This is a genomic window from Microbacterium sp. NPDC003461 (genome assembly GCF_053588335.1).
The window spans coordinates 107348-132294 of the sequence record NZ_JBSFPT010000002.1 but is presented as its reverse complement, the minus strand read 5'-3'; the positions used below and the strand labels follow the sequence as shown (position 1 = coordinate 132294).

Genomic DNA, 24947 nt, shown 5'->3' with positions numbered 1-24947 from the left:
GACAGACGGGGGGAGTCTTCGATGCAGGCACAGGGCTTCGAGGTCGAGCTGGAGGGCATGTGCCGCGCGGGCGGCGCCGTGCAGTCGGTGTCGGACGGCTTCGGCGACATCCGGGGAGCGGCGACGTTCAACCTCGCGCTGACGCCGGCGGCGTTCGGGCTGCTGTGCTCGTTCTTCACTCCGGCCGCCACGTATCTCGGCACGCGAGAGGGCGCCGGCATCAACGCGCTCATCGAGGCGCTCGAGCGCCTCGCGTCCCGCGCCCGTGAGGCATGCGACGAGTATCGCCGCGCCGACGAGGACAGCGCCGAGCGGTGGCGCGGCTTCGACCCGAGCTCGCCGTATCGCCCACTCGATCCGGACGGATCGCGTCCGCCCATGCCGCACCTGCCGCCCGGGCCGTCGCAGCCGCACATTCCGCGCTACGACCCGATCCAGCCCGATGTGCGGCCGGCGCCGTACTTCCCGCCCCGCACCGATGGAGGTCCCGATGTCATCCCTGCGTGATCCCGGCGCCGCGCGCGCATCGATGCGGAACGGAGACACCGCGTGAACGATCTGATCGCCACCGACGCCGGCGACTTCCTGCACACGTACGAGTCGCTCATCCAGGACCCGCTGGGCTCGATCGCGTCGAACATCCCGATCGCCGCCGAGATCGTGTCGGCGGCGCGCGAGTTCGGCGAGGGCGACTGGGCCAGCGGCCTCCTCGCCGTCGGCGCCGGGGTCGCGTCGACCGCGGCCGCCGTCATCGACCCGTTCGGCACGCTCGCGTCGTCCGTCGCCTCGTTCCTGCTCGACTATGTGCCGCCGCTGCCGATGCAGCTCGACCTGCTCGCGGGCAATCCGGCTCTGGTCGAGAGCCTCGGCCAGACCTGGACGAACGTGTCCGGCGCCCTGGAGCTGAAGGCCACCGAGATCCAGCAGCTGATCACCGAGTCCGTGTCCGTCTGGGTCGGTGCCGCGGGAGATGCGTACCGCGAGGCGCTGAGCCGGCTTCACGAGGCAGCCGCGGGTCTCGCCGTCGGTGCGGCCGGGATCGGATCCGGGATGATCATCGCGTCGGAGGTCGTCGCCGCCATCCGCGACCTCGCCAAGGCGATCATCGCCGACCTCGTCGGCAAGCTCATCATCTACGTCATCGAGACGGTGGCGAGCGGCGGCATCGCGCTGCCGGCCGTCATCACGCAGGCGTGCACCGCGATCGCGAAGACGGCGGGCGATGTCGCGACCGTGATGGACGAGCTGGTCACCGTCATCAGCAAGGGCGCGATGCTGGCCGACGAGCTCGTCGAGGCGATCGGCGCCATCCAGAAGGCGCTCGCGACGATCGTCGCGCTCGGGAACGTCGGATGACGTCCGCGGTACGGTGCCTGTCATGAGGGAAGCGCTGCGCGAGGGCCGGCGGGAGTGGGCGGCCGCCCACGGCTGGTCCTACGCCCCGACCGCGTCGATCCGTCCGGACATCCTCTCGGGCGTGCTGGCGCGCGTCGACGTCACGGTCGAGGACGAGATCACGGGGCCGTTCGGCGGCAGGAACGCGTACGTGCACGATCGTGCCCCGTTCGTGGGCGGGGTGCATCCCTCGCAGTTCTTCCGCAGCGTGAGCGCGGTCGACGCCGGCGTCGCGGTGCCGCGCGCCTACGTGATGATGGGGAGCGGCCGCTGGTTCGACGCGGTCTACGACCTGAAGCGCCGCGCCTACTTCACGCCCCATGTGCGGGGCATGACGCACCTCGAGCGCGCGGGGGGCACGCACATCTGGTGCGAGCCGGCCGGCGTCGCGGCGCTGCAGAGCGTGCTGGGCCCCCTGCTCGAGGCCGGCGCGCCGGCGGCGCCCGCCGGGGCGCGGCGCACGCGCATGCTCATCGCCTCGGCGGGCCAGACGGTGTACGTCTGCGACCAGCTCTCGTTCAACGTCGAGAGCGACATCCAGCGGCTGGAGCTCGCCCACGGCCTGGGCGTGCGGTACGCGCAGCTGATGCAGGGCACCCTCCGGTGACCGGCGGCGCGCGCGACCACCGGGCACCCGACTTCGCAGGAACACGGATCGAGAGCGAGACGACATGACGGACGCCGGACGCGAGTACGCACAGGTCCAGCAGCAGATCGCGGCGCAGCTGGAGCGGGCGCTGCGCATGCAGCAGGAGGTCGCCGAGGTCGCCCCGACGACGGTGGAATCGGCCGACCGCGAGGTGGCGGTCACGCTGGACGAGCGTGGGCTGCTGGCGGAGGTGCGCTTCGCGCCGTCGATCGCCGAGCTGGAGGCCGGCGAGCTCGAGGAGATCGTCATGGCCACGGTGCGCGAGGCTCGCGAGCGGCGGCGTCCCGCGATGGTGAGCGCGGGTGGCGCGGCCGCGCTGCACGACGACACGCTGCGCAGGCGGCTGCTGGCGATGCTCCCGTCGCGGCAGGGCGCCGCGACCACGGGGGAGGAGCGCGCATGATCTTCCGCGACGCCGACGAGGCACGAGAGCACATCGCCAAGCTGCGCGAGCAGGCGGGGGCGCGGCTCGCGGCCGCCCAGGGCGCGGCCGCGCGCATGACGGCGCTGCGTCCCTCGGCATGGTCGCCGCGCCGCGAGGTGCGGGTGGAGCTGGACGCGTCGGGTCTGCTCCAGGCCGTCGAGTTCGCCGAGTGGGCGCCGCAGGAGCCGCCGGCGAGCCTCGGCAGGGCGCTGCTGAAGGCGCATGATCTCGCGCTGCGCGAGTGGCAGCGGCAGATGGACGAGATCGCCGACGAGGAGTACGCCGACCAGCCGGAGATCCTCGCGGCGACGAAGAAGGCGGCGCGCGACGGCATGCCCGCCCGGGTGCTGGCCGAGCAGGACGAGGACTGAGCGCGACTAGACTCGTGGGGTGTCTGAAATCACTCCCGATCTCGTGCGCCATCTCGGTGTGCTCGCCCGGATCCAGCTGAGCGACGAGGAGGTGACGCGCCTCACCCGCGAGCTCGACGTGATCGTCGAGAACATCGCCAAGGTCAGCGAGGTCGCGTCCGCCGACGTCCCCGCGACGAGCCACCCGATCCCGATGCAGAACGTCTACCGGCCCGATGAGCCCGGCAACATGCTCACGGTCGAGGAGGCGCTGCAGAACGCGCCCGACCGGGACGGCGACCGGTTCCGCGTGACCGCGATCCTGGGCGAGGAGCAGTGATGGACGACGTCATCCGGATGTCGGCGGCCGAGCTGGCCGCGCACCTCGCCGACGGCGAGATCTCGAGCGTCGACGCTACGCAGGCGCACCTCGACCGCATCGCCGCGGTGGACGGCAGCGTGGGCGCGTTCCTGCATGTGAGCGACCACGCCCTCGACGTGGCCCGCTCGATCGACGAGCGCCGTGCCGCGGGGGAGGAGCTGCCGCCGCTCGCGGGCGTGCCGCTGGCGATCAAGGACGTGCTCGTCACCACCGACATGCCGTCCACCTCGGGATCGCGGATCCTCGAGGGGTACATGTCGCCCTACGACGCCACGGTCGTCGCCCGCGCCCGCGCCGCCGGGCTCGTGCCGCTGGGCAAGACCAACATGGACGAGTTCGCGATGGGCTCGTCGACGGAGCACTCGGCATACGGCCCGACGCGCAACCCGTGGGACCTCGACCGGATCCCCGGCGGATCGGGCGGTGGCTCGGCCGCGGCCGTCGCGGCGTTCGAGGCTCCGCTGGCGCTCGGATCGGACACGGGCGGATCGATCCGCCAGCCCGCGCACGTCACCGGCACGGTCGGCGTGAAGCCGACGTACGGCGCCGTGAGCCGCTACGGTGCGATCGCGCTCGCCTCCAGCCTCGACCAGGTCGGCCCCGTCACCCGCACGGTCGCCGACGCGGGCCTCCTGCAGGACATCATCGCGGGGCACGATCCGAACGACTCCACCTCGATCCCCGGCGAGTGGCCGTCCATGGCCCTCGCCGCGGCGGAGGGCGCCTCGGGCGAGGTGCTCAAGGGCCTGCGGATCGGTGTGGTGAAGGAGCTGCCCGACGCCGGCTTCCAGCCGGGCGTCGCGGCATCGTTCCGCGAGGCGCTCGCGCGGCTCGAGGCGCAGGGCGCCGAGATCGTCGAGATCAGCGCCCCGCACTTCGAGTACGCCGTGGCGGCGTACTACCTGATCCTGCCCGCCGAGGCGTCGAGCAACCTCGCCAAGTTCGACTCCGTGCGCTTCGGCATGCGCCTCGACGTGCCCGGCGGCACCGTGGAGGACGTCATGTCGGCCACGCGCGACGCGGGCTTCGGCCCCGAGGTCAAGCGCCGCATCATCCTCGGCACCTACGCGCTGTCGGCCGGCTACTACGACGCCTACTACGGCAGCGCCCAGAAGGTGCGCACGCTCATCCAGCGCGACTTCGCCGAGGCGTTCGCACAGGTCGACGTGATCGCGACGCCGTCGGCGCCGACCACGGCGTTCAAGCTCGGCGAGAAGATCGACGACCCGCTCGCGATGTACCTCAACGACCTCACGACGATTCCCGCGAACCTCGCGGGCGTGCCCGGCATCTCGGTGCCGTCGGGCCTCGCGGCCGAGGACGGGCTCCCCGTGGGCATCCAGTTCCTCGCCCCCGCGCGAGAGGACGCACGACTGTACCGGGTGGGTGCGGCGCTCGAGGCGCTGCTGCTCGACGAGTGGGGCGGCCCGCTGCTGGACCGCGCCCCGGCGCTGGGCTGATCGCGCACGGGTCCTGACCGGCGACCGCCCGTGGCCGGCGGTCAGGACCCGTACCGCAGCACGAACTTCGCGTTGTCGCCGCGCAGGCGCCGGCGCACGTAGAACACGGGATCACCCGTGGCATCCGCCGTGACGCCGTCGCGCACGAGCAGGGCCGTGCCGGTGGGCACGTCGAGCAGGCGCGCCTCTTCGTAGTCGGCCGCGACGGCCGAGAACGCGCGCCACCGGTACGACAGATCCAGCCCGAGTCCGTCGCGGAGCGTGGCGATGACCATGCCGTGGTCCGCCAGCGCGTCGACGACCGCCTCGAGGCGCCGGGGGAACCAGTAGCTGTTCACGATCCACGCCTGGCCGGCACGGACCATGACGGTGTCGAGGCGGAACAGGTCGGCGGCGGCGAGCTCGAGCTCCTGTGCGGCCAGGTCGGCGTGCCGCCCTGCCGCGTCCGTGACGGCGACGATCCGCTCCTCGACGCGTCGCAGCGGCCGCGTCGGCCGCAGCTCGTCCACGCCGGCGTCCGAGTGCTCGGCGAGCGCGGCGTGCGTCGCATCCTCGTCCGACGCGCGCTCCGGGATGCGCGCGATGATCTCGACGAGATCGGGCGGGGTCGCCACGAACGTGCCCGTGCCGCGGCGGATCTCGACGGCGCCGAGGCGCTGCAGCTCGACGACCGCCTGGCGCACCGTGAGCCGGTTCACGTCGAACTCGGCCGCGAGCTCGGCCTCGCTCGGCATGCGATCGCCCGGCTGGAGCGCGCCGTTCTGGATCCGATCCCAGAGCTCCGTCGCGATGCGCCGGTAGAGGGGGACGCCGCCCTGCCGGGTGCGCGGTGTGTGGCCCATCCTTCTCCTCGTCGTCGCCGTCGCGTCATCGATCGTTCACGTTGCCCGTTTAGACATCTAGATGTCCTGCTTCGCAACGGTCGCCGATCCCTCACGGCGCTCTTCAGAAAGGTAGCCCATGTCACGCAAGCTCCTCGTCCTGCCGCTGCTCGCGGTGTCGGGGCTCGTCCTCGCCGGCTGCGCCTCGGCGACCGGCACGAGCGCCACGGAGGCCGGAATGGAATCGGCCGCCGACACCGACGCGACCGTCCACCTCCAGGTCGGCCTCGAGCCGACGAGCCTCGACGTGAGCGCGCAGTCCGGCGCCTCGCTCGAGCAGCTGCTCATCCCCAACGTCTACGAGGGCCTCGTCGACGCGGACGGCGAGGGCGGCTTCGAGCCGGCGCTCGCGACGGACTGGACGGTGAGCGACGACGGCCTCACGTACACCTTCACGATCCGCGACGACGTCGCGTTCCACAGCGGCTCGCCGCTCACGATGGACGACGTGGTGTGGTCGCTCGAGGCGGCCGCCGCCGACGACTCGCTCAACCCCGACGCGGGCCTCTTCGCCGGCATCGACGAGATCACCCCCGTCGACGACTCGACGCTGGAGATCACCCTCGCCTCCCGCGACTCGGACTTCCTCGAGTCCCTGACGTCGAACGCCGGCGTCATTCTCGAGGAGGGGGCGGACGTCGACCTCGCCAACGAGACCAACGGCACGGGGCCCTACACCGTGACCCAGTGGAACCAGGGCAGCACGATCACGCTCGAGCGCAACGACGACTACTGGGGCGAGGCGCCGCTGAACCGGGAGGTGGTGTTCCACTACATGACCGACGCCACCACCGCGGCGAACGCGCTCCTGGCCGGGGAGATCGACGTGCTCACGACCACGACGGCCGACACGCTGTCGATGTTCGAGGGCGACGACGCGTTCACCCTCACCGAGGGCGACTCGCGCAGCTGGATGACGCTCGGCTTCAACAACGCGGTGGAGCCGCTGAACGACGAGCGCGTGCGGCACGCCATCCGCCGCGCGATCGACAAGGACGGTCTCATCGAGGTGCTCGGCGGCCAGGCCACCCGCGTGGGCAGCATGGCCAGCCCGGCCGACCCCTGGTACGAGGACCTGACCGACATCGACGCGTACGACCCCGAGTCGGCGCGCGAGCTGCTGGCCGAGGCGGGCCAGGAGGACCTCGAGCTCACCTTCCGCGTCTCGAACACGTACGACACCCGCATCAGCGAGTACGTCGCCGCCCAGCTGGCCGAGGTGGGCATCGACGTGACGATCGAGCAGATGGAGTTCTCGAGCTGGCTGGAGCAGGTGTTCACGGGCGGCGACTACGAGATGACGATGGTGCTCCACGTCGCGCCGGCGCTCGCGAAGAACTACAGCAACCCGGACTACTACTGGAACTACGACGACGCGACGGCGCAGCAGCTCGTGGCGGACGCCCGCGAGGCGCTTGAGCTCGAGGAGCGCAACGAGAAGCTGCGCGAGCTCGCGCGCCACATCAGCGAGCAGGCCGTGAGCGACTGGCTCTTCTCGCCGACGGCCACGATCGTGGCGAGCGCCGACGTCACCGGCTTCCCGGTCGACGGCATCGCGAACCGCCTGCCCGTGTCCGGGATCCAGGTCGCCGCGCGGTGACCATCACGACCGAGCGCGGTGCCGTGGAGCGGGACGTCTCCACGGCACCGCCGTCGCCGCGATCGACGCGCGACCATGCCACGCTGCGGCTGGTCCTCGGTCAGCTCGCCGTGCTCGCGGTGTCGCTGCTCGTCGCGAGTGCCGTGATCTTCTTCGCGATCGACCTGCTGCCCGGCGATCTCGCGCTCACCAGGGCGGGGATCGACGCGTCGGCCGAGCAGGTGGCGCTCATCCGCGCCGAGCTGGGGCTCGATCGTCCCGCGATCGTGCGCTACCTCGAGTGGCTCGGTGGCGCGCTCCGCGGCGACCTCGGCGTCTCGCTGCTCGACAACCGTCCCGTCGCCGCCGCGATCGGGGAGAAGATGCAGGTCACCCTGCCGCTGTGCCTGCTGGCGCTGACGATGAGCGTGCTCGTGGCGCTGCCGCTTGGCATCCTCGCCGCCGTCGGCCGCGAGCGCTGGTACGGACAGCTCATCGGCGCATTCACGCAGCTCGGGCTCGCCGTGCCCGCCTTCGTGCTGGGCCTGCTGCTCGTGACCGTCTTCGCTGTGCAGCTCGACCTCCTGCCCGTGCAGGGATTCCCGCGGGAGCGGTGGGGCGACCCGGCCGGCGCCCTCGCATCGCTGCTGCTGCCCGCCGTCACGCTTGCCGTGCCCCAGGCGGCCGTGCTGGCGCGGTTCGTGCGCTCCGCCACGGCGGACGCGCTTGCGCAGGACTGGGTGCGCACCTCGCGCTCGCGCGGGTGGCGGCTGCCGGCGATCGTGCTGCGCCAGGGCCTGCGGAACACGGCACTGCCGCTCATCGCCGTCGTCGGGCTGGAGGCCGCGGGACTCATCACCGGCGCGGTGATCGTCGAGCGGGTGTTCGCCCTGCCGGGCATCGGATCGATGATCCTGGCGGATGTCGACACGCGCGACCTCGGAAAGGTGCAGGGCACGCTGCTCGTGCTGACGGCGACCATCATGATCATGACCCTCCTCCTCGACCTCGTGTACCGGATCGTCGATCCCCGGCTCCGGGCGGCCCGCGCATGATCCGCCGGCTGCTGTCCCGCCCCGGTGGCGTCTTCGGGCTCATCGCGGTCGTCCTGCTCCTCGGCAGCGCGGTGCTCTCGCTCGTGTGGACGCCGTACGACCCGCTCGCCGTCGACCCCGCCGCCGGCTGGGAGCCGTTCTCGCCCGCGCACCCTCTGGGCACCGACTCGCTCGGTCGGGATCAGGTGAGCATGCTCCTCGTGGGCGCGCGCGTGACCCTCCTCGCCACGGTCGTGGCCACCGGGATCGCGACCGCTCTCGGCGTCGCGATCGCCTTCGCCCTCGCGCTCACGCCGCGACCGCTGTCGTCGTTGCTGGAGCGCGCCGTCGACATCGCGATCGCGTTCCCGACGCTGATCGTCGCGATCATCCTCGTCACCGGATTCGGGGCGTCGACGTGGGTCGCCGCGATCTCGATCGGCCTGGCGGCGTCGGTCGTCGTCGCGCGGACCGTGCTGCCCGAGCTGCGCCGTGCGCTGCTGAGCGACCACGTGCTGCTCGCCACCGCCGCCGGCGCCGGCACCTGGCGCATCGTGACCCGGCACGCGCTGCCGGCGGTAGGGCCGACCCTCATCGTGCGCACAACGCAGATCATGGCGGCGGCCGCGCTGGCGGAGGCCGGGCTGAGCTACCTCGGCTTCGGCACGCCGCCGCCCACGCCCAGCTGGGGGCGCTCGCTTGCCGATCTGCAGTCGCAGATCGTCGTCCGCCCCGAGTACCTCATCGCCCCGGCTGTGGCGATCGTGATCGTGGTGCTCGGATTCAACCTGCTCGGCGACGCCCTGCGCGACGTCCTCGACCCGCGATCGCGCGCGACGCCGGCCGAGGACGCGGCGGCGGCGCGCCCCGAACCCAAGGGAGCCACGCTGTGAGCCTTCTCGACATCACCGGCCTCACGATCGAGATCGGCGGGCGGCGCCTCGTCGACGGTGTCTCGTTCGCCGTCGCACCCGGGGAGCGCGTGGGGCTCATCGGGGAATCCGGCAGCGGCAAGTCACTCACGTGCTTCGCCCTCAGCGGGCTCCTGCCGTCCGCGGCCACCGTGGCCGGCAGCATCGTGTTCGAGGGCGAGGAGATCGTCGGCGCGGACGAGCGGCGGCTGTCCGCCCTCCGTGGCGCGCGCATCGGCATGGTGTTCCAGGAACCGGCGACGGCCCTCGATCCGCTGCAGACGGTGGGGCGCCAGCTCGTCAGCGGACTGATGGCGCGGCGACGCCTCTCGCGCGCCGAGCGGCTGCGCGAGTCGCACCGCCTGGCGGCGGAGGTGGGCCTTCCCGAGCCCGAGGCGATCGTGCACCGCTACCCGCACGAGCTCTCGGGCGGCCAGCGGCAGCGCGTGGTGATCGCGGGCGCCATGGCGGCGGGGCCGTCGCTCGTGGTGGCCGATGAGCCGACGACGGCCCTCGACGTCACGGTGCAGGCCCGCGTGCTCCGGCTGCTCGAGGAGCGGTGCGCGGCGGCGGGAAGCGGCCTGCTCCTCGTGACGCACGACATGGCGGTCGCCATGCAGACGTGCGATCGGATCGTCGTGATGCGGCGCGGACGGATCGTCGAGGAGGGCACGCCGCGGCAGCTCATCGACGCGCCGGCCGACGCGTACACCGCGATGCTCGTCGACGCGGCGTACGAGACGAGCTGGCAGCCCGCGCACGAGGAGAAGGCGGAGGTGGCCGCATGACCGAGCTGTTCCGCCTGCACGAGGTGAGCCATCGCTACGCCCGCCGGTCGGCCGCGGCGCTCGAGGGCGTCTCGCTCGCCGTCGAGCAGGGGCGCAGCCTCGGCATCGTGGGCGAGTCGGGCTCCGGCAAGACCACGCTCACGCGCGTGCTGCTCGGCCTGCTCACGCCGACCGCCGGCACCGTCGCGTACCGCGGCGAGCCGGTGCCGTCCGGGCCCCGCGGCGGGGCGGGCGCCCGGCGGTTCCGCCGCCGCGTGCAGCTCGTGCTCCAGGACCCCTTCGCCTCGCTCAACCCCCGGATGCGGGTGGGCGACATCGTCGCCGAGCCGCTGCGCATCCTCGAGCCGCGCGTCGACTCCCGGCCGCGGGTGGCGGAGGTGCTCGCGGCCGTGGAGCTCGAACCGGAGCTCGCGCGGCGCTGGCCCCACGAGCTCTCGGGCGGTCAGCGCCAGCGCGTGGCGATCGCGCGGGCGATCGGGCCGCGCCCCGAGGTGATCGTCGCCGACGAGCCGGTGTCGGCGCTGGACGTCTCGGTGCGGCGCAACGTCATCCGGCTGCTGCGGCGGCTCGCGGAGCACGAGGGCGTCACGCTCGTCGTCGTGTCGCACGACTTCGGTATCGTGCACCGGCTGTGCGCGGACACCGCCGTGATGCACCGCGGGCGCGTGGTCGAGCAGGGCGACACCGAGGCGATCCTCGAGCGCCCGCAGCATCCGTACACGCGCGGCCTGATCGACAGCATTCCCCGCCTGCCGCGGCGGCCCGTGCTCGGAACCCGGGGCATGGCATGAGCGCCGTGCTGCACAACCTCCGCGACGTCGGGGGGCTACCGGCGCGGGAGGGCGTCGTCGCGCCGGGGCGCCTGTATCGCTCGGCCGCGCCCCTGCGCGATGATGCCCGCATCGCCGAGCTCGTGCGCTCCCTCGGCGTCGCCACCGTGATCGACCTGCGCGATCCCCGGGAGCGCGAGCTGAGTCCCGCGGTCTGGGAGCGGGCGGGGATCGACGTGCGGGAGGCGCCGGTCTTCGGCGGCCGCCTGGCGAGCATCCGCTTCCAGACCCTCGCCGAGCTGTACGACGTGATGATCGACCGCCATCTCGCCGACGTCGTGGCGGCGGTCGAGACGGTCGCGAGCGCGCCCGGGCCGGTGCTCGTGCACTGCACGGCCGGGAAGGACCGAACCGGCGTCGTCACGGCGCTCATCCTCGAGGCGCTCGGTGTCGCGCGCACCGACGTGCTGGCCGACTTCGCCCGCTCGGAGCAGGTGCTGGGGGCGGCATACCTCCGCGACCTCTTCGCGGGCACCGACCTGTCGCGGCTGCCTGGCGGCGCGGCGCACCGGGCCGTGTCGTCGCCGCCCGAGCTGCTGCGGGGCGCCCTCGAGCGGATCGACGCGCGCCACGGCGGGGCCGAGGCGCTGCTGCGCGAGCACGCGGCGTCGGATGCCGTCGCGGCGCTCACCGCCGCGTTCCTCGCGCCGGCCGGGGCGGTTCCGCGGATCGGGGACACCGCGGCGACGACCTAGGATTGAACCCATGGCCCACGCGGAACTCATGGACTTCGACAAGGCGCTCGAGCTGTACGAGCCGGTGATCGGTCTCGAGGTGCACGTCGAGCTCAACACGCGGACCAAGATGTTCTCGTCGGCGGGCAACCCCGCCCACACCGAGAACCACGACGCGGGCCCGAACACGCTCGTCGCGCCCGTCGACATGGGGCTGCCCGGCTCGCTGCCCGTCGTCAACGGCGAGGCGGTGCGCAAGTCGATCAGCCTCGGGCTGGCGCTGGGCTGCTCGATCGCGCCGTCGAGCCGCTTCGCGCGGAAGAACTACTTCTACCCCGACCTCGGCAAGAACTACCAGATCAGCCAGTACGACGAGCCGATCGCCTTCGAGGGCTCGGTGGAGGTCGAGCTGTCGGACGGCACGACGTACACGATCCCGATCGAGCGCGCGCACATGGAGGAGGACGCCGGCAAGCTCACGCACGTCGGCGGATCGACCGGCCGCATCCAGGGCGCCGAGCACTCGCTCGTCGACTACAACCGCGCCGGCGTGCCGCTCGTCGAGATCGTCACGAAGCCGATCCTCGGCGCCGAGCACCGCGCACCCGAGCTGGCGAAGGCGTACCTCGCGACCATCCGCGACATCGCGATCGGGCTCGGCATCAGTGAGGCGCGCATGGAGCGCGGCAACATCCGCTGCGACGCCAACGTCTCGCTGCGTCGCCGCGGCGCCGAGAAGCTCGGCACCCGCACGGAGACGAAGAACGTCAACTCCATGCGCTCGGTCGAGCGCGCCGTGCGCTACGAGATCCAGCGCCAGGCCGCGATCCTCGCGGACGGCGGCCGCATCGTGCAGGAGACGCGGCACTGGCACGAGGACACGGGCGTCACCTCGCCCGGACGCCCCAAGTCGGACGCCGACGACTACCGCTACTTCCCGGAGCCCGATCTGCTGCCGGTCGAGCCGACGGCCGAGCTGATCGAGGAGCTGCGCGCCGCACTGCCCGAGCCCCCGGCGGCCCGGCGCCGCCGACTGAAGGCCGAATGGGGCTTCACCGACCTGGAGTTCCAGGACGTCGCCAACGGCGGGCTCCTGGCCGAGGTCGAGGCGACGGTCGCGGCCGGCGCCGCCCCGCAGGCCGCGCGCAAGTGGTGGACGGGCGAGATCACGCGCATCGCGAACGCCGAGGGACGCGAGCCCGCCGAGCTCGTCTCGCCCGCCGACGTGGCGGCGCTGCAGCGGCTGATCGACGCCGGCACCCTCACCGACAAGCTCGCTCGTCAGGTGCTCGAGGGCGTCATCGCGGGGGAGGGCACGCCGCAGGAGGTCGTCGACGCCCGCGGGCTGGCCGTCGTCTCGGACGACGGCGCGCTCATCGCCGCGATCGACGAGGCCCTCGCCGCTCAGCCCGACGTGCTCGAGAAGATCCAGGGCGGCAAGGTGCAGGCCGCCGGCGCGATCATCGGGGCCGTCATGAAGGCGATGAAGGGCCAGGCCGATGCCGCCCGCGTGCGCGAGCTGATCCTGGAGCGCGCCGCGCAGTAGCCAGATCTCCCGCGGGCCGGCGCGCACTGTCGGCGGCCCGCGGGAGAATGGACGCATGGGGCGTGCGGACGGATCGGGGCGGCTGGTCTCGCCTCCCGGTGCCGACGACTCCGGCACCGGCATCCTGCACGTCGACATGGACGCGTTCTACGCGGCCGTCGAGGTGCTCGACGATCCGTCGCTGCGGGGCAAGCCGATCATCATCGGGGCGCCGGAGGGCCGCTCCGTCGTCTCGAGCGCGTCGTACGAGGCGCGCCGCTACGGCGTGCGCTCGGCCATGCCCGTGAGCCAGGCGCTGCGGCTGTGCCCGCAGGCGACGATCGTGCTGCCGCACTTCGAGCGCTACCGCGCGATCTCCGCGCAGGTCATGGAGATCTTCCGCAGCATCACGCCGCTGGTCGAGCCGCTGTCGATCGACGAGGCGTTCCTCGACGTGCGCGGCGCCCGTCGGCTGTGGGGGAGCCCCGCGCAGATCGCCCGGATGATCCGCGCGCGCGTGCAGGACGAGGTCGGCATCACGTGCAGCATCGGCGTGGCGGCCAGCAAGCACGTGGCCAAGATGGCGTCGACGCTGTCCAAGCCCGACGGGCTGCTCGTCGTCGCAGCGTCCGACACGCTCGACTTCCTCGAGCCGCGGTCGGTGCGCGCGATGTGGGGCGTGGGACCGAAGACGGCCGAGACGCTGGAGGGCCGCGGCATCCGCACGATCGGCGACATCCGGCGCACGCCCGTGGCGGTGCTGGCGAGGGCGGTGGGCCAGGCGGCCGCGCAGCGGATCTCGGAAAGGTCCCGCGGCATCGACGTGCGCGAGGTGGAGACGGAGCGGGCGGAGAAGAGCGTCGGCCACGAGGAGACGTTCATGGAGGACGTGGCCGATCCGGACTTCCTGCGCGCCGAGCTGCTGCGGCTGGCGGATCGCGTGGCCGTGCGCCTGCGCCGCGCCGGATGGGAGGCCGCGGGCGTGGCCATCAAGGTGCGGTTCTCGGACTTCTCGACCCTCACGCGGTCGCTCACGCTCGCCGAGCCGACCGACCTTGGCCAGCGCATCGGGACGGCCGCGCGCGACCTGTTCGCCGCCGTCGAGCTTCGCGCACCGGTTCGCCTGATCGGGGTGCGGGCGGAGCGGCTGCAGCCCGCAGGAGGCTCGACGCCGGCGCTGTGGGACGACGACGAGGACTGGCGCCGCGCGGAGGGCGCGCTGGACGAGGCTGTGGCCCGGTTCGGGTCGGGCGCGCTCACGCGTGCGGCGTTCCTCGGGCGCGAACGGAACCCGCGGCTGCCCGCGCATCCGCGGCCGCCGGAGGACTCGGACTGACGGGGCGGTCGCATCGCGATCGGGTCTCGTCGCGCGGGGCGAAGGCGGGTAACGTGGCCTCATGCCCAACATCGCGATCGAACTCGGCAGGATCTCGTCTCAGCTCGGCGTGAACGCGTCGTACGGAGAGCAGCAGGACGTCGACGGCGAGAAGATCATCCCGGTCGCCGCCACGTGGTCGGGCTTCGGCGGCGGCTCGGACGAGGCGGGCAACGGCGGCGGAGGGGGCGGCGGCTTCACGGCGCCCGTCGGCGCGTACGTGCGCCGCGACGGCGAGCTGCGCTTCGAGCCGAATCTCATCGCGCTGCTCGCGGTCGGCATCCCGTTCGTCTGGGTGGCGGGCGGGGCGCTGCGCAAGATCATCCGTGCCCTCAAGAAGTAGCGACCCGTTCGGCGCGGCGCTCGAGGCGGCGCTCGGCGAGGTCCTCGCCGCGGTCGCCGCTCTGGACTCTGAGCGGCCGCGCGTGCTGATCGACGGCCGCAGCGGCTCGGGCAAGACCACCATGGCGGCGCTGCTCGCGGGGCGCTGGCCGCTTGAGCGCGCGCCGCGCGTCGTGGCGATGGACGACTTCTACCCGGGATGGGACGGCCTCGCGGCCGCGTCGCGCATGCTCGTGACGGGCGTCCTCGAGCCGCACGCCCGCGGCCTTCTCGGTCTGTACCGCCGGTGGGACTGGGCGCAGGACCGCCCGCGGAGCATGCGCGACGCCGGGCTCGTGCCACCGGATCGCGCGCTCATCGTCGAAGGCTGCGGCGCCCTCACGCCCCTGAGTCTCGTCCTGGTCGATCTCGCGGTCTGGGTCGACGCGCCCGAGCCCTCGCGGCGCGCGCGGGCGCTGGAGCGCGACGGCGACGGCTACGCACCGCACTGGGAGCGCTGGGCACGTCAGGAGAACGAGCACATCGCCGCGCATCGGCCGCGGGAGCTCGCCGACCTGGCGTTCGACCTGCCCTGAGTCAGTCGAGGCCGTCGGCGGCCTGCACGAGACCGTCGAGACGGTATCCGAGCCAGTCGTAAACGGCGAAGCGCGGATCGGCGGGATCACGGTCGTCGTCGGAGACGATGCCCAGCCGGTTTGCGATCACGAGCCGCACGGCGGTGAGCGTGCGCAGCCACGCATCGACGTCCTCGCCCGGGATCGCGATGTCGGCGGGGGAGAAGTCGGCGTCGCTGCCGTCGGTCGGCTCGATGGCCTCGAGCGCGCGACGCACGACCGCCGCTTCATGCGCGCGCCGGTGCAGCAGGTCGCCGCGCGTCAGGCTGCGGAACTCCCGCGAGGCCTCGGGGTCCTCGGGATACGCGTCGGGCGTGAGCCGGTCCAGGGCGGCGTCGGGCGCGGTCGGGGTGGCGTTCACGAGATCCGTGAACTGCCCCACGAGGTCGGCGAGGTGCGCGGCCTCGATCCGCGTGAGCGTGAGCATGATCATCCGGTCGCTCATGAGCGACCCCCTTCCCGCACGGTGGCCCACAGGCCGTAGTCGTGCATCGCGCGCGCGTGCAGCTCCATCTGCTCCCTGGCGCCCTCGGCGACGACGGCGTGGCCGTCGTGATGCACCGCGAGCATGAGGCGCGTGGCGTGCTCCGTGCTGTAGCCGAAGTACTCGCGGAACACCCGCACGACGTAGCTCATGAGGTTGACAGGGTCGTCCCACACGACGGTCTGCCACGGGCCGCTCGTGGCCGCGTGCAGGTCGACCTGCTCGTCCAGCTCGGGGAGTGCGGTGCTCATGCCCAGCCCAGTTCGTGAAGTCGGTCGTCGTCGATGCCGTAGAAGTGCGCGATCTCGTGCACGAGGGTCGTGTGGATCTCGTCGCGCAGCTCCTCCATCGTCTCGCATCGGGCGAGGTGGGGCTCGCGGTAGACGATGATCCGATCGGGCAGCTCGCCCATGCCGTAGCGGTCGCGCTCCGTGAGCGCCAGGCCGTCGTACAGGCCGAGCAGGTCGAGCCCGCCGTCCTCCGGGCGGTCCTCGACGACGAACACGACGTTGTCGAGGCCGTCGACCATGTCGTCGGGGAGCAGGTCGAGCTCCTCGACGACGAGCGCCTCGAACTCCTCGGCGCCGAGCGCGAGTGGCGAGGGCGTCGACGCGGGATCGATCATGTGGGGTCCTCCGTCGCGAGGCGACGTACGACCCTCAATCGCTCGTCGCATGACACGAACCTTCGGTTCGGTCCTGCTCCTCGCTCAATCGGGTGGCTAACCGGGCTTGAACCGGCGACCTCCTGGACCACAACCAGGCGCTCTACCAACTGAGCTATAGCCACCGTGGTCCCCCTCCGCGAACGGCGCGGGGACAACCGCTCCATTCTGTCACACATCCCCGCCGAATGACGAAACGACGGCCGAGGCGATCGCGCGCGCGCCGTCGCTCGTGGGGCCGGGCTCGGGCACGAACACCGCGCGGCGGTAGTACTCGAGCTCGCGGATCGACTCGAGGATGTCGGCGAGGGCGCGGTGCCCGCCGTCCTTCGCCGGGGCGTGGATGTAGGCGCGCGGGTACCAGCGGCGCGAGAGCTCCTTGACGCTCGACACGTCGACGTTGCGATAGTGCAGGTACTCGTCCACCTGGGGCATGTACTTCGCGAGGAACATGCGGTCGGTGCCGATGGTGTTGCCCGCGAGCGGGGCCTTGCGCTCCTGAGGCACGAAGCGCTTGATGTACTCGAGCGACAGGCGCTGCGCCTCCTCGAGGGAGACGCCGCCGTCGAGCTCCTCGTACAGCCCGCTGGACTTGTGCATGCGCGTGACGAAGTCGCCCATGTTCTTGAACGCGGCCTCGCTCGGGCGGATCACCACCTGGAACCCCGGATCGAGGATCCGCAGATTGAAGTCGGTCACGACGATCGCGATCTCCACCAGCTCGTCGACCGCGAGGTCGAGGCCGGTCATCTCGCAGTCGATCCAGACGAGCCGGTCGTTCTCGGAAGCTCCCACCATGGGTTCCACCCTATCCGCGGGCACCGACGAGGCCGTCGGGAGCCGCGTACCGGGGGAGTAGGGATCGGGTCCCCCAGGCACGATTCGAACGTGCGACCGGCGACTTAGAAGGTCGATGCTCTTCCGCTGAGCTACTGGGGGTCGCCATCCAGAGTAGCGAGCCTTCCTGTTCGCGCGCCCGCTGCCGGCATGCGGTGCCGCTGAGGGGGAGCGGATCAGCGGGAGTGGCGGAGCGCGGCGACGGCCTCGTCGGCGGTCCAGAACGTGCCGAAGTCGATGAAGACGGCCGTGGCGCGGTGCAGGCGCTCGGCGCGGAAGCGCAGGCCCAGCGGATCGTCGACGACGCGCACGTGGCCGATCACGCGGTCGCCGCGCTCCACCACGCGCCACAGGTCGGCGGCGGCGCGCACGAGGCGCTCGCGCGGGTCGCGGAGCGGGGGAGTCGCGTAGGGCACGCGCGGGGCGGTCTGCAGATCGGTCATGGTCATCTCCTCTCCGCGCGCCACGATACGAGGGACCTCCGACATCCGTTCCGGCGCCGTCGCGCCGCGCACTGACTACGCTGGAGGGATGCAGACCTTCGTGCTCGCCGGTGGATGTTTCTGGTGCCTCGACGCGGCCTACCGCGCCCTCGACGGGGTGGAGAGCGTCGTCTCGGGCTACACGGGCGGCACGGTGGCGAACCCGTCGTACGAGCTCGTGTGCACGGGGGCCACCGGCCACGCGGAGGCCGTCGCGGTCACCTTCGACCCGGAGCGCATCCCGGCTGAGGTGATCCTCGACGCGTTCTTCACGATGCACGACCCGCGCCAGCTGAACCACCAGGGCGCGGACCAGGGCACGCAGTACCGCTCGGCGATGTTCCCGGCCGACGAGGAGCAGCGCGCGCTGTTCGAGACGGCGCGCGAGCGCGCGACGCAGCTGTGGGACGCCCCGCTCGGCACCACGGAGGGCACCGTCGTGACGACGATCGAGCCGCTGGGCGCGTTCTACGAGGCCGAGGACTACCACCAGGACTTCTTCGCGAAGAACCCCACGCAGGGCTACTGCCTGGCCGTGGCCGTGCCGAAGGTCAACAAGGTGCGCGCGTCGTTCTCGCAGTACATCCGCTGAGCGCGGTTCGCTCACAGGCGGCCGGATGAGGGCCGCCATCCACATTCGCGCCTTTCGTCCCCCGCCGCCGCGCTCGTGTCGTCACGCTGAAGACGGATCCGCCGGGATCCCATCAGCGAGAGGACACAGACATGAGCGACATCATCACGATCACGGGCAACATCGCGACCGATCCCACCCAGGTGACCACGCCGAACGGCGCGGTGATCACCCGCTTCCGCGTGGCGAGCAGCCACCGGCGTCGCGACGCGAGCACGGGGGAATGGGTGGATGGTCACACCAACTGGTACACGGTGTGCGCCTACCGCCACCTCGGCGCGAACGCGTACGCGTCGCTGCGCAAGGGCGAGCGGATCGTGGTCTCCGGCCGGCTGCGGCTGCGCCGGTGGGAGAGCGAGGAGCGCCACGGCATGGAGGCCGAGATCGACGCGGACTCGCTGGGCCACGACCTGCTGTTCGGGACGAGCGCGTTCTCGCGGGTGTCGAGGCCGCAGGCCGAGACCGCGACGGCCGACGCCGCCGGCCGCGCCGCGGACGGCTCCGGTGAGAGCCGGGGCGCCTCCGCGGACGAGTGGGCGGTTCCGGCCGCGGGCACCGCGGGCGATGCGGTCGAGGCGGCGCGCGAGGAGGAGACCGTGCCGTTCTGACGCGCGTCGGTCCCGGCCTACACTCGGCAGGGTGAGCACCCCGAGCGTCGTCCTGCGCGGCCTCGCCGCGGTCGTGCTCGTGAGCGGCGCACTGACGCTGGCGGCCTGCGCGCCCGAGCCCGAGCCGGCGCCCACCGCGACCACGAGCCCGGCGCCCGGCACCGCCGCGCCGACGGCCCCGCCCGAGGCCGATCCCGTGCTCGTCCTGGACGGCTCGGCCGAGGACAACCTGCCGCTGTTCGCCCGGATCGTCGACGAGGTGTGGCAGTCCGAGCGGCGCGCCGAGGGGCGCGCGTACATCGACGCGCTCGCGGCGGCCGGTTTCGACACCTCGGCGATGCAGGTGACGCGCGACGAGTCGACCGTCGGAAATCCGGCCGAGTCGATCCTGTTCTCGGTGCGCTGGGGCGACGAGTGCCTCGTCGGACAGGTCGGGCCCGAGACGGGTGAGCCGGTGGCGAGCGTGCAGGAGGCCCTCGGTGCGGATCGCGTCTGCCTGCTCGGCGAGACGCGGCCGATCGACTGGTAGCGCCCTCGCCGAAGCGCCGGCCCACCGGTGGTGCAACCGGATGCGGTGTGCGCGCGGGCGGCGACCCCTAGACTGGGTCACGCTATGGCGGAATATATCTACCAGATGGTCCGGGCCCGCAAGAAGGTGGGCGACAAGCTGATCCTCGACGACGTGACGATGTCGTTCCTCCCGGGGGCGAAGATCGGCATGGTCGGCCCGAACGGGGCCGGAAAGTCGACGATCCTGAAGATCATGGCGGGCCTCGACACCCCGTCGAACGGCGAGGCCACGCTCTCCCCGGGCTTCTCGGTGGGCATCCTCATGCAGGAGCCCGAGCTCGACGAGTCGAAGACCGTGCTCGAGAACGTCCAGGACGGCGTGCGCGAGATCAAGGACAAGGTCGACCGCTTCAACGAGATCTCGGCCCTGATGGCCGATCCGGACGCCGACTTCGACGCGCTGCTCGAGGAGATGGGCAAGCTGCAGGAGGCCATCGACGCCGCCGACGCCTGGGACCTCGACGCCCAGCTCGAGCAGGCCATGGACGCCCTGCGCACACCCCCGGGCGACGCCGAGATCTCGAACCTCTCCGGTGGCGAGAAGCGCCGGGTGGCGCTGTGCAAGCTGCTGCTCGAGAAGCCCGACCTGCTGCTGCTCGACGAGCCCACCAACCACCTCGACGCCGAGAGCGTGCTGTGGCTCGAGCAGCACCTCCAGAAGTACGCCGGCGCCGTCATCGCCGTCACCCACGACCGGTACTTCCTCGACCACGTCGCCGAGTGGATCGCCGAGGTCGACCGCGGGCGCCTGTACCCGTACGAGGGCAACTACTCGACGTACCTCGAGAAGAAGGCCGAGCGGCTCGACGTCCAGGGCAAGAAGGACGCCAAGCTCCAGAAGCGCCTCAAGGAGGAGCTCGAGTGGGTGCGCTCCAACACGAAGGGGCGCCAGGCCAAGTCGAAGGCGCGTCTGGCCCGCTACGAGGAGATGGCTGCCGAGGCCGAGCGCACGCGCAAGCTCGACTTCGAGGAGATCCAGATCCCCGCGGGTCCGCGCCTGGGCTCGATCGTGATCGAGGCGAAGAACCTGCAGAAGGGCTTCGGCGACCGCACGCTCATCGACGGGCTGAGCTTCAGCCTGCCGCCGAACGGCATCGTCGGCGTCATCGGCCCCAACGGCGTTGGCAAGACGACGCTGTTCAAGACGATCGTCGGCCTCGAGCCGCTCGACGGCGGCGACCTGAAGATCGGCGAGACGGTCAAGATCAGCTACGTCGACCAGACGCGCTCGAACATCGATCCCGAGAAGAGCCTCTGGGAGGTCGTCTCGGACGGGCTCGATATCATCACGGTCGGCAAGACCGAGATCCCGTCGCGCGCCTACGTGTCGAAGTTCGGCTTCAAGGGCCCCGACCAGCAGAAGAAGGCCGGCGTGCTCTCCGGTGGCGAGCGCAACCGCCTGAACCTCGCGCTCACGCTGAAGGAGGGCGGCAACCTGCTGCTGCTCGACGAGCCGACCAACGACCTCGACGTCGAGACCCTGCAGTCGCTCGAGAACGCGCTGCTCGAGTTCCCCGGCTGCGCCGTGGTCATCACCCACGACCGGTGGTTCCTCGACCGCGTCGCCACGCACATCCTCGCCTACGAGGGCACCGAGGAGAACCCGGCGAACTGGCACTGGTTCGAGGGCAACTTCGAGGCGTACGAGGAGAACAAGATCGCCCGCCTCGGCCCCGACGCCGCGCGCCCGCACCGCACGACCTACCGCAAGCTCACGCGCGACTGAGCCGGTACGCAGAGGCGCCCCCTGCATCCGATCCAGGGGGCGCCTTTCGCGCGCGGCGTCAGCCGATCACTCGGTGACGAGCGTCTCGAACGCGTCCGGGTGCTCCTCGATCCACGCGTCGATGGCCTCGGCCTCCTGGCCCTCGCCGTACTCGTTGACGACGAGGTCCTCGAGCGACGCGTAGGCGTCGTCGTCGAGCTGGATGCCCGCGATGAGCTCGGCCGCCTCGGGGAACTCCTCGGCGAAGCCGGAGGTGCCGAGGAAGTGCAGGGCCTCGTTGCCGCCCATGCCGCCCTTGGGGTCCTCGAGGTCCTTCACGTCGTACGAGCCGTACGCCCAGAACGGGCGCCACAGCGTGACGACGATGTCCTCTTCGTTGTCCATCGCGTTGCCGAGCTCCGTGAGCATGGCCGCGGTCGACGAGGTGACGAGCTCGTACTCCTCGTCGAGCCCGTACTCGGGCATCATGACCTCCTGCGTCTGCTTCGTGAGGCCCGCGCCCGGCTCGATGCCGATGATCTTGCCGTCGAAGCGGTCGGCGTTGCCCTGGAGGTCCTCGATCGAGTTGATGTCGTCCATGTACGACGGCACCGCGATCGTGAGCTGCGCGCCCTCGTAGTAGGCGCCGAGGTCCTCGATGTCGTCGCCGTACTCCTCCATGTAGGAGGCGTGCGTGAGCTCGGGCCACGCCGACGGGTAGATGTCCACGTCGCCCTGGGCCAGGCCGGCGTACAGCGGGCCGGCCTCGGTCAGCGTCTGCATCTCGACGGTGTAGCCGAGCTTGGTCAGCTGGTCCTCGAGCAGGTACGCGGTGCTCAGGCCGTCGGTCCACGAGGGGATGTAGCCGAGCGTGATCGTGCCGAGGTCGCCGCCCTCGGCGTCGCCGCCGTCGCCGCCGGCGTTGCCGCCGCCGCTGGCGCACGAGGTGAGGGCGAGCGCGCCCACGGCGCCCATCGTGAGAATGCCGGTCAGGTGTCGCTTCTTCATGGTGTCCTTTCGTGCCGCGCCGGTCGGCGCGGACTGGGGAGGGGATGTGCAGGTCGGGGAACCGCACGCGTGGGTGCGGCAGAGGAGCGGGCGCGTGATGCACCGCTCGGACGCAGCCCGGCGGGCGCGTCAGGCGCCGGTCGGAATCGGCGTGTGGCGCGGCGAGGCCTTCTCGCGCGCGATCTCGTCGGCGGTCGTCGTGGTGGCGCGCCGCGTGGCGCGCCGGCGGCGCAGCATGCCCAGGAGCGAGCCGCGGTAGTCGGCGGGGTTGCCGAGCGCGGCGGTCACGCGGTCGAGGAACACGGCGAGGAACACGACGCCCAGGCCGTTCTCGACGCCCTTGGCGATGTTGATCGTCGAGATGGCCTCGACGACGTTCTTCCCGAGGCCGTCGGCTCCGGCGATGCCCGCGATGACGGCCATCGAGAGGGCCAGCATGATGACCTGGTTCACGCCCGCCATGATGGTGGGCACCGCGAGCGGCAGCTGCACGCCGCGCAGGATCTGGCCGGGCGTGGCGCCGAAGGCCTGGCCGGCCTCGACGGTCTCGGCGTCGACGCCGCGGATGCCGAGCTCGGTCATGCGCACGCCCGGGGGCAGCGCGAAGATCATGGTCGCGATGACGCCGGGGACGACGCCGATGCTGAAGAACACGATCGCCGGGATCAGGTAGACGTACGCCGGCATCGTCTGCATGAAGTCGAGGACCGGCTTCACGACGGCGCGCACCGTGGCGTTCCGCGCGGACCAGATGCCGACGGGGATCGAGATGAGCACGGCCACGAGGGCCGCGATCAGCACGAGCGCGAGCGTCTGCATCGCCGGTTCCCACACGTCCATCGCGGCGATGAGGGTGAAGGTGACGAGCGTGCCGACGCCCATCTGCCACGAGCGGACGAGCCAGCTCAGCAGCGCCGCGACGAGAACGGTGACGACGAACGGCGTCGCGACGAGCGCGTCGGTCAGGTTCTCGACGAGCCAGCGCACGACGAGCGAGATCAGGTCGAGCAGCCACTCGAGGTTGTCCTTGATCCAGTCGACGCCGGTCGCGATCCACTGGCCGACGGGAATGCGGAAGCCGTCCATCAGCGCACCTCCTCGATCTTGTCGGCCTGCGCCGCGGTCTCGGCGAGCAGCTCGTCGATGACGGTGGTGGGCACGGGCGGGTGCGGCAGGGTGATCTCCTCGGTCGCGCCGGGGCCGGGGCCGAGCGCGGCCAGCAGCGTGACGCGCGGGATGACGCCGAGCAGGCGGCCCGCCGCGTTCGTCACGGCGACGGGCAGCTTGGACTCGACGGCCGGGACGAACAGGTCCATGAGCACGGCGTCCTCGTCGACGGTCACGGCGTCGTGCTTGATGATGCCGGCCAGCGAGCTCTCGCCCCGGCGGAGCAGCTTGATGGCGTCGCGGTCCTCGACCGTGCCGACGAGGCGGCGGTCGCGATCGACGACGTAGGCCGCGGCCGCCTGGGCGTCGCGCATCGTGCGCAGCGCGGTGCGGGGGCCGGCGGACTCGGCCACGACGGGGCGCGGGCGCTCCATCACGGCCGAGGCCGTGAGCACGCGGGCGCGGTCGACGTCCTGCACGAACTGCTCGACGTAGTCGTTCGCCGGGTCGGTGAGGATGTCCTCGGGCGTGCCGATCTGCACGATCCGTCCGTCGCGCATGACCGCGATCCGGTCGCCCAGGTACATCGCCTCGTTGAGGTCGTGCGTGATGAAGATGATCGTCTTGCCGAGGCTCGCCTGCAGCTCGAGCAGCTGATCCTGCATCTCGCGGCGGATGAGCGGGTCGAGCGCGCTGAACGCCTCGTCCATGAGCAGGATGTCGCTGTCGGCAGCGAGGGCGCGGGCGATGCCGACGCGCTGCTTCATGCCGCCCGACAGCTCGGAGGGGAGCTTGTCGCCCCAGCCGGCGAGGCCGACGAGGCCGAGGATCTCGCGCGCTTTCGCGAGGCGCTCGTCGCGGGCGACGCCGCGCAGCTCGAGGGGGTAGGCGACGTTGTCGGCGACCGTGCGGTGGGGGAGCAGGGCGAAGTGCTGGAAGACCATCGACACCCGCTCGCGGCGGATCTGCCGCAACCGCGAGGGCGAGACGCCCGTGAGCTCGTCGTCGCCGATCCGGATGGTGCCGGCGGTCGCGTCGTGCAGGCCGTTGAGCATGCGGATCAGCGTGGACTTGCCCGATCCGGACAGCCCCATGACGACGAAGATCTCGCCGCGGCGCACCTCGAACGAGGCGTCGATGACGGCGGCGGTCGTGCCGCCGCCGAGCTGCTCGCGCGGGGTGCCGGAGCGCAGGCGCTCCACGGCTTCCTGGGGACGACGGCCGAAGACCTTGTAGAGGCCCTCGGCGCGCAGTGCGATGTCGCTGTCGGTCAACGTTCTCCTCTGCCGGCCGTGCGCGGGTGGCCGGTGATCGGTAACGGTCCGGGCAGACGGGTTCCACGGTCGTCTCGGGTGTGACGGTGGTGGATCGCCGGCCATACGCCCGCCGCAGCGCGGCGTTCGCGGGCCTGGTTCGAGCGGGAACCGACGGGCGGTTCCCAGAGGGTCGGGATACGGTACGCATGCCCGACCGGCGCGCCGAAGAGTCTATCGATCCGCCGGGAATTGTCTACTCAGTCGCGACGCGCCGGTGTACCTATGACGCTTGCGGTCTTCCCTAGATGCCCGTCATTCCGCGGTTCTCAGCCGATCGTCATCGTTACGCGACCGTGATCGCCGCCGCCTGCGAGAATGGCCT

30 protein-coding genes and 2 tRNA genes are annotated in these 24947 nt (G+C 71.8%); 21 read left to right on the top strand and 11 right to left on the bottom strand.

Features of this window, described 5'->3' with window-relative positions:
- The first annotated feature begins 21 nt into the window (after positions 1-21).
- The 7 genes from ACWDR7_RS01945 (at position 22) to gatA (ending at position 4660) form a co-directional block, all read left to right on the top strand.
- Positions 22-507: a hypothetical protein gene (locus tag ACWDR7_RS01945; RefSeq protein ID WP_449853250.1), complete on the top strand. Its 486-nt coding sequence runs from the start codon at positions 22-24 to the stop codon at positions 505-507.
- A gap of 42 nt (positions 508-549) precedes the next feature.
- Entirely contained in the window at positions 550-1356 is an 807-nt protein-coding gene (locus ACWDR7_RS01940) for a hypothetical protein (RefSeq protein ID WP_449853249.1), read from the top strand.
- Between the two features lie 22 nt (positions 1357-1378).
- Positions 1379-2002 (top strand): hypothetical protein, encoded by a 624-nt coding sequence (locus ACWDR7_RS01935; protein WP_449853248.1) that lies wholly within the window; start codon positions 1379-1381, stop codon positions 2000-2002.
- A gap of 64 nt (positions 2003-2066) precedes the next feature.
- The gene (locus tag ACWDR7_RS01930; protein ID WP_449853247.1) at positions 2067-2447 is read left to right on the top strand and encodes a YbaB/EbfC family nucleoid-associated protein; all 381 of its coding nucleotides are present in this window, start codon (positions 2067-2069) and stop codon (positions 2445-2447) included.
- A complete protein-coding gene (locus tag ACWDR7_RS01925; RefSeq protein WP_449853246.1) occupies positions 2444-2839 on the top strand; it encodes a hypothetical protein in 396 nt (131 codons plus the stop codon). Before ACWDR7_RS01930 ends, ACWDR7_RS01925 begins: the two co-directional genes overlap by 4 nt.
- A gap of 19 nt (positions 2840-2858) precedes the next feature.
- Positions 2859-3158 carry an Asp-tRNA(Asn)/Glu-tRNA(Gln) amidotransferase subunit GatC gene (gatC, locus tag ACWDR7_RS01920; RefSeq protein WP_449853245.1) on the top strand — a complete coding sequence of 100 codons (300 nt, stop codon included), beginning with the start codon at positions 2859-2861 and terminating at the stop codon, positions 3156-3158.
- Positions 3158-4660 (top strand): Asp-tRNA(Asn)/Glu-tRNA(Gln) amidotransferase subunit GatA, encoded by a 1503-nt coding sequence (gene gatA / locus ACWDR7_RS01915; RefSeq protein ID WP_449853244.1) that lies wholly within the window; start codon positions 3158-3160, stop codon positions 4658-4660. Before gatC ends, gatA begins: the two co-directional genes overlap by 1 nt.
- Positions 4661-4701: 41 nt before the next feature.
- On the opposite strand, the gene ACWDR7_RS01910 is transcribed toward gatA, so the two are convergent.
- Positions 4702-5502: a GntR family transcriptional regulator gene (locus ACWDR7_RS01910; RefSeq protein ID WP_449853243.1), complete on the bottom strand. Its 801-nt coding sequence runs from the start codon at positions 5500-5502 to the stop codon at positions 4702-4704.
- Positions 5503-5620: 118 nt separating this feature from the next.
- Here ACWDR7_RS01910 and ACWDR7_RS01905 point away from each other — a divergent pair, with 118 nt between their 5' ends.
- The 10 genes from ACWDR7_RS01905 to ACWDR7_RS01860 all read left to right on the top strand — a co-directional run bounded on the left by ACWDR7_RS01905 (position 5621) and on the right by ACWDR7_RS01860 (position 15174).
- Entirely contained in the window at positions 5621-7141 is a 1521-nt protein-coding gene (locus ACWDR7_RS01905) for an ABC transporter substrate-binding protein (protein ID WP_449853242.1), read from the top strand.
- Positions 7138-8175 carry an ABC transporter permease gene (locus ACWDR7_RS01900; protein ID WP_449853241.1) on the top strand — a complete coding sequence of 346 codons (1038 nt, stop codon included), beginning with the start codon at positions 7138-7140 and terminating at the stop codon, positions 8173-8175. The genes ACWDR7_RS01905 and ACWDR7_RS01900 overlap by 4 nt, the downstream gene beginning before the upstream one ends.
- Entirely contained in the window at positions 8172-9047 is an 876-nt protein-coding gene (locus tag ACWDR7_RS01895) for an ABC transporter permease (RefSeq protein ID WP_449853240.1), read from the top strand. Before ACWDR7_RS01900 ends, ACWDR7_RS01895 begins: the two co-directional genes overlap by 4 nt.
- Complete coding sequence (locus tag ACWDR7_RS01890) at positions 9044-9853, top strand: ABC transporter ATP-binding protein (RefSeq protein WP_449853239.1); 810 nt, start codon at positions 9044-9046, stop codon at positions 9851-9853. Before ACWDR7_RS01895 ends, ACWDR7_RS01890 begins: the two co-directional genes overlap by 4 nt.
- Positions 9850-10644, top strand: a complete 795-nt coding sequence (locus ACWDR7_RS01885; RefSeq protein ID WP_449853238.1) for an ABC transporter ATP-binding protein — start codon at positions 9850-9852, stop codon at positions 10642-10644. Before ACWDR7_RS01890 ends, ACWDR7_RS01885 begins: the two co-directional genes overlap by 4 nt.
- Entirely contained in the window at positions 10641-11378 is a 738-nt protein-coding gene (locus ACWDR7_RS01880) for a tyrosine-protein phosphatase (protein WP_449853237.1), read from the top strand. Before ACWDR7_RS01885 ends, ACWDR7_RS01880 begins: the two co-directional genes overlap by 4 nt.
- A 10-nt stretch (positions 11379-11388) precedes the next feature.
- On the top strand, positions 11389-12903 hold the full coding sequence (gatB, locus tag ACWDR7_RS01875) for an Asp-tRNA(Asn)/Glu-tRNA(Gln) amidotransferase subunit GatB (protein ID WP_449853236.1): 1515 nt from the start codon (positions 11389-11391) through the stop codon (positions 12901-12903).
- Positions 12904-12958: 55 nt separating this feature from the next.
- Positions 12959-14218, top strand: coding sequence for a DNA polymerase IV (locus tag ACWDR7_RS01870; protein WP_449853235.1), 1260 nt, complete (start codon positions 12959-12961; stop codon positions 14216-14218).
- Between the two features lie 61 nt (positions 14219-14279).
- Complete coding sequence (locus tag ACWDR7_RS01865) at positions 14280-14600, top strand: hypothetical protein (protein WP_449853234.1); 321 nt, start codon at positions 14280-14282, stop codon at positions 14598-14600.
- Positions 14584-15174 carry a hypothetical protein gene (locus ACWDR7_RS01860; protein ID WP_449853233.1) on the top strand — a complete coding sequence of 197 codons (591 nt, stop codon included), beginning with the start codon at positions 14584-14586 and terminating at the stop codon, positions 15172-15174. The genes ACWDR7_RS01865 and ACWDR7_RS01860 overlap by 17 nt, the downstream gene beginning before the upstream one ends.
- A 1-nt stretch (position 15175) precedes the next feature.
- On the opposite strand, the gene ACWDR7_RS01855 is transcribed toward ACWDR7_RS01860, so the two are convergent.
- The 7 genes from ACWDR7_RS01855 to ACWDR7_RS01825 all read right to left on the bottom strand — a co-directional run bounded on the left by ACWDR7_RS01855 (position 15176) and on the right by ACWDR7_RS01825 (position 17641).
- Positions 15176-15658, bottom strand: coding sequence for a DUF2017 family protein (locus ACWDR7_RS01855; RefSeq protein ID WP_449853232.1), 483 nt, complete (start codon positions 15656-15658; stop codon positions 15176-15178).
- Positions 15655-15948: an ATP-dependent Clp protease adapter ClpS gene (gene clpS, locus ACWDR7_RS01850; protein WP_449853231.1), complete on the bottom strand. Its 294-nt coding sequence runs from the start codon at positions 15946-15948 to the stop codon at positions 15655-15657. Before clpS ends, ACWDR7_RS01855 begins: the two co-directional genes overlap by 4 nt.
- Positions 15945-16322 (bottom strand): metallopeptidase family protein, encoded by a 378-nt coding sequence (locus ACWDR7_RS01845; protein ID WP_449853230.1) that lies wholly within the window; start codon positions 16320-16322, stop codon positions 15945-15947. The genes clpS and ACWDR7_RS01845 overlap by 4 nt, the downstream gene beginning before the upstream one ends.
- 91 nt (positions 16323-16413) lie before the next feature.
- Positions 16414-16486, bottom strand: a tRNA-His gene (locus tag ACWDR7_RS01840).
- Positions 16487-16532: 46 nt separating this feature from the next.
- On the bottom strand, positions 16533-17159 hold the full coding sequence (orn, locus tag ACWDR7_RS01835) for an oligoribonuclease (RefSeq protein WP_449853229.1): 627 nt from the start codon (positions 17157-17159) through the stop codon (positions 16533-16535).
- A 69-nt stretch (positions 17160-17228) separates the two neighbouring features.
- Positions 17229-17300, bottom strand: a tRNA-Arg gene (locus tag ACWDR7_RS01830).
- Between the two features lie 74 nt (positions 17301-17374).
- Positions 17375-17641 carry a hypothetical protein gene (locus ACWDR7_RS01825; RefSeq protein WP_449853228.1) on the bottom strand — a complete coding sequence of 89 codons (267 nt, stop codon included), beginning with the start codon at positions 17639-17641 and terminating at the stop codon, positions 17375-17377.
- Positions 17642-17729: 88 nt separating this feature from the next.
- On the opposite strand from ACWDR7_RS01825, the gene msrA reads away from it, so the two are divergent.
- The 4 genes from msrA to ettA all read left to right on the top strand — a co-directional run bounded on the left by msrA (position 17730) and on the right by ettA (position 21215).
- A complete protein-coding gene (gene msrA, locus ACWDR7_RS01820; protein ID WP_449853227.1) occupies positions 17730-18272 on the top strand; it encodes a peptide-methionine (S)-S-oxide reductase MsrA in 543 nt (180 codons plus the stop codon).
- Positions 18273-18403: 131 nt separating this feature from the next.
- Positions 18404-18919 carry a single-stranded DNA-binding protein gene (locus ACWDR7_RS01815; protein WP_449853226.1) on the top strand — a complete coding sequence of 172 codons (516 nt, stop codon included), beginning with the start codon at positions 18404-18406 and terminating at the stop codon, positions 18917-18919.
- 31 nt (positions 18920-18950) lie between these two features.
- Positions 18951-19448 (top strand): DUF6993 domain-containing protein, encoded by a 498-nt coding sequence (locus ACWDR7_RS01810; RefSeq protein ID WP_449853225.1) that lies wholly within the window; start codon positions 18951-18953, stop codon positions 19446-19448.
- 84 nt (positions 19449-19532) lie between these two features.
- Positions 19533-21215 (top strand): energy-dependent translational throttle protein EttA, encoded by a 1683-nt coding sequence (gene ettA / locus ACWDR7_RS01805; RefSeq protein WP_449853224.1) that lies wholly within the window; start codon positions 19533-19535, stop codon positions 21213-21215.
- Positions 21216-21281: 66 nt separating this feature from the next.
- Here ettA and ACWDR7_RS01800 read toward each other — a convergent pair whose 3' ends face one another.
- From ACWDR7_RS01800 to ACWDR7_RS01790, 3 genes are all read right to left on the bottom strand, one after another.
- Positions 21282-22202: a glycine betaine ABC transporter substrate-binding protein gene (locus ACWDR7_RS01800; RefSeq protein WP_449853223.1), complete on the bottom strand. Its 921-nt coding sequence runs from the start codon at positions 22200-22202 to the stop codon at positions 21282-21284.
- Between the two features lie 129 nt (positions 22203-22331).
- The gene (locus tag ACWDR7_RS01795) at positions 22332-23288 is read right to left on the bottom strand and encodes an ABC transporter permease (RefSeq protein WP_449853222.1); all 957 of its coding nucleotides are present in this window, start codon (positions 23286-23288) and stop codon (positions 22332-22334) included.
- Positions 23288-24583, bottom strand: a complete 1296-nt coding sequence (locus tag ACWDR7_RS01790; RefSeq protein ID WP_449853221.1) for a quaternary amine ABC transporter ATP-binding protein — start codon at positions 24581-24583, stop codon at positions 23288-23290. Before ACWDR7_RS01790 ends, ACWDR7_RS01795 begins: the two co-directional genes overlap by 1 nt.
- Between the last annotated feature and the right edge of the window lie 364 nt (positions 24584-24947).